This is a genomic window from Neisseria sp. P0009.S007, from assembly GCF_051962515.1.
This window is the reverse complement of sequence record NZ_JBQCVF010001300.1, coordinates 1-234: the sequence shown is the minus strand read 5'-3', so window position 1 is coordinate 234 and position 234 is coordinate 1. Positions and strand designations below refer to the sequence as shown.

The window sequence follows — 234 nt, the reverse complement described above, 5'->3', positions numbered from 1 at the left end:
CCGCCTTCGGGCGGCTGTGTGTTGAAACATCGCACGGGTCGGCAATTAAGGAAATTGACAACAGCCGCCTTCGGGCGGCTGTGTGTTGAAACCGCCGGTACAAAAACTCCAGAGATTGTAGAATGGCAGCCGCCTTCGGGCGGCTGTGTGTTGAAAACTGTTCCGTCATTTGCCGATACTGCAAAAGTCGGAGCAGCCGCCGTCGGGCGGCTGTGTGTTGAAACAAAGGGGAAA

1 protein-coding gene is annotated in these 234 nt (G+C 56.0%); it reads left to right on the top strand.

The genetic code is table 11. The annotated features are described in order from the left end of the window. Nucleotides 1-54: 54 nt before the first annotated feature. Nucleotides 55-234: hypothetical protein (locus tag ACTHS3_RS18690; protein WP_440368906.1), on the top strand; the 180-nt coding region annotated here is incomplete at its 3' end.